Here is a 4,175-nt window from a genome sequence, read left to right as displayed (position 1 = left end):
CGAGACAGGGGTGGCCCGCCGCATCGTGGTCAGGGCGCTGATATCTGCGCTTTCGGGAACGCCCGAGCGTCTGCCAGCCCTTCCTGCCTCCCCGTTCTCGAACATTCCCGGAGCGCGCCATGACGCTTGAACTCAGCCTCAACCAGCAACCCGCCCATGCCCGGCAGGGCTCCAGCATCGGCCAGCCGCTGACCCGCCGCGACGGCTTTCTGAAAGTCACCGGAGCCGCGCGCTATGCCGCCGACAACCACCCGCCCGGCATGCTCTACGCCGTGCTGGCGGTCAGCAGCATCGCGCGCGGCCGCGTTGCCGCTCTGGATATCGAGGCGGCCAAGGCTCACCAGGGCGTGGTCGAGGTGATGACGCCCAAGAACCGGCCGGCGCTCGCCGCTGACCCGGACGCCAAGGACCACCCCTTCATGTTCCGGCTCGACCTGCTGCAGAACGATCAGGTCCGCTACCCCAACCAGAGCATCGCCGTGGTGATCGCCGAGACGCTGGAGGCGGCGACCGAGGGGGCGGCGCTGCTGTCGCCGCGCTATGAAGTGCTGCCGGCGCGCGTTGGCCTGGACGGCGCTGAAAGCTTTATGCCGCGTGGTGTCGGCGTCGGCGGTCCGGCCGTGCAGCACAAGGGCGATGTCGAGGCCGGCCTCAAATCGGCAAAGACACGGATCGAAGCCACCTACGAGACGCCGGCCCAGTACCACAACGCCATGGAGCCGCATGCGATCGTCGTCGCCTGGAATGGCGACACACTGTCGATCGACACGCCGAGCCAGGGCCTTGCCATGGCGCAGGGCCGCATCGCCGGCCTGTTTGGCATCGCACCGGAAAACGTCCACATCCGCAGCCCGTTCCTGGGTGGCGGCTTTGGCTCGAAAGGCATGATCTCCGGACCGCAGGTGCTCGGCATCCTGGCGGCGCGCCTCGTCGGCCGTCCGGTCAAGCTGGTGCTGCGGCGTGAGCAGATGTACGGCCCGGTCGGCCACCGTGCGCCGACGCGCCAGACGCTGCGCATGGGCATGGATGGCGAAGGGCGGCTGACGGCACTCGACCATCACGCCAAGACTGCGTCGAGCACGTTCGACGATTTCTTCGAACCGGCGGCGGATGCCTCGCACACGCTCTATGCCAGCCCGGCCATCGCCACCTCCCACGATGCGGTGCGGTTGGACACCGGTACCCCGCTGTTCATGCGGGCGCCCGGCGAAGCGACCGGCTCGATCGCACTCGAAAGCGCCATCGACGAGGCGGCTCACGCCTGCGGCATGGACCCGCTGGAGTTCCGGCTGCGGAACTATGCCGAGGTCGAGCCGATGACCGGCAAGCCGTTTTCCTCCAAGGCGCTGCGCGAGTGCTACAGGCAAGCGGCCGAGACGTTCGGCTGGGCGAGCCGCCCGCTTCAGCCCCGGCTGATGCGCGACGCGGACGGTTTCCTGACCGGCTGGGGCATGGGCACGGCGACGTTTCCGGCCCTGATGTTCCAGGCCGAGGCCCGCGCCGTGCTGAGAAGCGATGGCAGCGGCCTGATGGAGACCGGCGCGCAGGACATGGGGCAAGGCGCCTGGACCGCCTTCGCCCAGATCGCCGCCGACGGACTGGGACTGGATATCGACCAGGTCGATTTCAGGGCCGGCAGTTCCGATCTGCCCAATGCAGGCATTGCCGGCGGCTCCGGCCACACGGCGACGGCCGGCATGGCGATCCACAATGCGGGCGCCGCCGTCATCGCCAGGCTCGCCGATCTCGCCACCGGTCACGAGGCATCACCGCTCTACGGCGCCGGCAATGAAGGCGTCCTGGCGCGCGGCGGTCGCCTCTATCGGCGCGACGATGAAAGCCGCGGTGAAAGCTATGCCGAAATCCTCACGCGCGCGGGCCTCACCGAGATCGAGGGCCATGGCAAAGGCGCTCCCGACCCGGCATCCCAGGAAACCTATGCCAAGCACGCGCATGGCGCCGTGTTCGCCGAGGTGAAGGTCGATCCGGATTTCGGCCAGATCCGTGTCACAAGGCTGGTCGGCGCGTTCGCCGCCGGGCGGGTCATCAATCCCAGGCTGGTGCGCAGCCAGTATTATGGCGGCATGATCTGGGGCGTCTCGTTCGCGCTGCATGAGGAAGCCATCACCGACCGGCGCTCTGGCCGGATCCAGAATGCCAACCTCGCCGAATATCATGTCCCGGTGAATGCCGACGTTCCGTCGGTCGAGGCGCTGCTGGTCCACGAGGACGACCCTCACGTCAACGCACTCGGCATCAAGGGGGTCGGCGAAATCGGCATCACCGGCACGGCCGGCGCCGTCGCCAATGCGGTCTGGCATGCGACCGGGGTGCGGCCCCGGCGCTTTCCGATCCGCATCGAGGATTTGCTGGGGTGAGGAGTGGTCCGCATAGCGGACGGGAAGCCAATTGCTTGGCTTCCCGTCCGACGAACGGTGAAGGCCCGGTCCGCCTTCGGGCGGATCAAAAGGTCCAGTGGACCTTTTTAAAGGGCCGAACGCCCGAACGGTCCGGAGCGACAGCGAAGGGCCGGACAGCGGGCGCTAGCTCCTCGCCGGCCCAACATGAGATCAACGACTTCGCGTCAAGCAACTGGAGCCAGATGCCCATGACGAAAACAACGATCCCCGTCCATCTCGACATCAACGGCCACCTTCACGGGCTCGACATCGAGCCGCGTGTGACGCTGCTCGACGCCTTGCGCGACCGACTCGGCCTGACCGGCACCAAGAAGGGCTGCGACCACGGCCAGTGTGGCGCCTGCACCGTGCATATCGATGGCGAGCGCGTGCTGGCCTGCCTGACGCTGGCCGCCCAAGCCGAAGGCCGCGCCGTCATCACCATAGAGGGGCTTGCACGGGAGGGCGAAATGCATCCCGTGCAGGCTGCCTTCCTCGAACAGGACGCCTTCCAGTGCGGCTATTGCACGCCGGGCCAGATCATGTCGGCGGTCGCCTGCATCCGTGAGGGCCATGCCGGCTCCGACGGCGAGATCCGCGAATACATGGCCGGCAATCTCTGCCGCTGCGGCGCCTATCCGCACATCGTCGCCGCCATCCGCCAAGCCGCCTTGGAGGTCCAGTCATGAGGGACTTTTCCTATTTTCGCTCCAGCTCGGTCGATGCGGCACGCCAGGCGGCCGCCCTGCCCGGCGCCATGCTCTTGGCCGGCGGCACCACGCTGGTCGATCTCGCCAAATGCGGCGTCGCCGAGCCCGAGACGCTGGTCGACATCGCTCATCTCAAGGGGTTGGACAGCATCGAGGTGAACGAACGCGGCGCCACCATCGGCGCGCTGGCCAGGATGAGCCACGTCGCCGACCATGCCGACATCAAGAGCCGCTTTCCTGCGGTGTCGGAAGCCCTGTGGCAGGCGGCTTCCGCGCAGATCCGCAACATGGCGACCATCGGCGGCAATCTGATGCAGCGCACGCGCTGCCCCTATTTCCGTGATCCCGGGAATTTCTCCGCTTGCAACAAGCGGGAACCTGGCAGTGGCTGTTCGGCCATAGGCGGCGTCACCAGGGGCCACGCCGTGCTCGGCGCCAGCGACGCCTGCATCGCCATGTATCCAGGCGACCTCGCCGTGGCGCTGGTCGCCTTCGACGCAACAGTCCACCTCGACGAGCGCCAGCTATCCGTCGACAACTTTTTCCTGCTGCCCGGCACCACGCCGAACAAGGAACACGCCATCGAACCGGGCGAGATGATCACCGCGATCGAAATCCCCGGCTCGGTCGCTGCCCGGCGCTCGACCTATCTCAAGATCCGCGACCGGCAATCCTTTGAGTTTGCCGCCGCAAGTGCGGCTGTCGGTATCGAATTCGAGGCGGACGGGCGCACCATCCGCGATCTGCGCGTCGCACTCGGCGGTGTCGCGACGAAACCATGGCGGGCGCGGACCGTGGAGGACGCGCTGAAGGGCAAGGTGCTGGAGCCGGGGGCGGTCCACGCCGCCAGCCTGCTCGCCGTCGAAGGCGCCGTCGACTATGGCGCCAACCACTACAAGATCGAACTGGCGCCGCGCGTCGTCGCCCGCGCCATCCTCAAATTGGGAGAGACGGCATGACCGTTCACAACATCAGGCATGGGGATGCATCCGACGGCGCTTTTGCCGAAGCCGTCGGCGGCCGGCTGTCGCGCGTCGACGGCCCGGCCAAAATCACCGGCGCGGCG

3 protein-coding genes and 1 pseudogene are annotated in these 4,175 nt (G+C 67.5%); all 4 read left to right on the top strand.

Going from position 1 to position 4,175, the window contains the following annotated elements; all coding sequences use genetic code 11:
• Positions 1-130: pseudogene (locus EN749_RS39155) on the top strand (xanthine dehydrogenase family protein subunit M); the annotation flags it as partial.
• Complete coding sequence (locus tag EN749_RS31985) at positions 120-2,378, top strand: xanthine dehydrogenase family protein molybdopterin-binding subunit (RefSeq protein ID WP_128364661.1); 2,259 nt, start codon at positions 120-122, stop codon at positions 2,376-2,378. The pseudogene EN749_RS39155 and the gene EN749_RS31985, both read left to right, overlap by 11 nt.
• A 230-nt stretch (positions 2,379-2,608) precedes the next feature.
• Positions 2,609-3,088 carry a (2Fe-2S)-binding protein gene (locus EN749_RS31980; protein ID WP_128364660.1) on the top strand — a complete coding sequence of 160 codons (480 nt, stop codon included), beginning with the start codon at positions 2,609-2,611 and terminating at the stop codon, positions 3,086-3,088.
• Complete coding sequence (locus EN749_RS31975) at positions 3,085-4,068, top strand: xanthine dehydrogenase family protein subunit M (protein ID WP_128364659.1); 984 nt, start codon at positions 3,085-3,087, stop codon at positions 4,066-4,068. Before EN749_RS31980 ends, EN749_RS31975 begins: the two co-directional genes overlap by 4 nt.
• Positions 4,069-4,175 lie beyond the last annotated feature (107 nt).

The sequence above is a fragment of the Mesorhizobium sp. M7A.F.Ca.ET.027.02.1.1 genome, assembly GCF_004022985.1.
Classification (GTDB): Bacteria; Pseudomonadota; Alphaproteobacteria; order Rhizobiales; family Rhizobiaceae; genus Mesorhizobium.
The sequence above is the reverse complement of the archived record's forward strand: the minus strand, read 5'-3'. Positions and strand labels throughout refer to the sequence as shown.

Bases quoted from the DNA above. Each gene is read 5' to 3' on its own strand.
- EN749_RS31975 (WP_128364659.1), top strand. From the start codon at position 3,085: ATGAGGGACTTTTCCTATTTTCGCTCCAGCTCGGTCGATGCGGCACGC.
- EN749_RS31985 (WP_128364661.1), top strand. From the start codon at position 120: ATGACGCTTGAACTCAGCCTCAACCAGCAACCCGCCCATGCCCGGCAG.
- EN749_RS31980 (WP_128364660.1), top strand. From the start codon at position 2,609: ATGACGAAAACAACGATCCCCGTCCATCTCGACATCAACGGCCACCTT.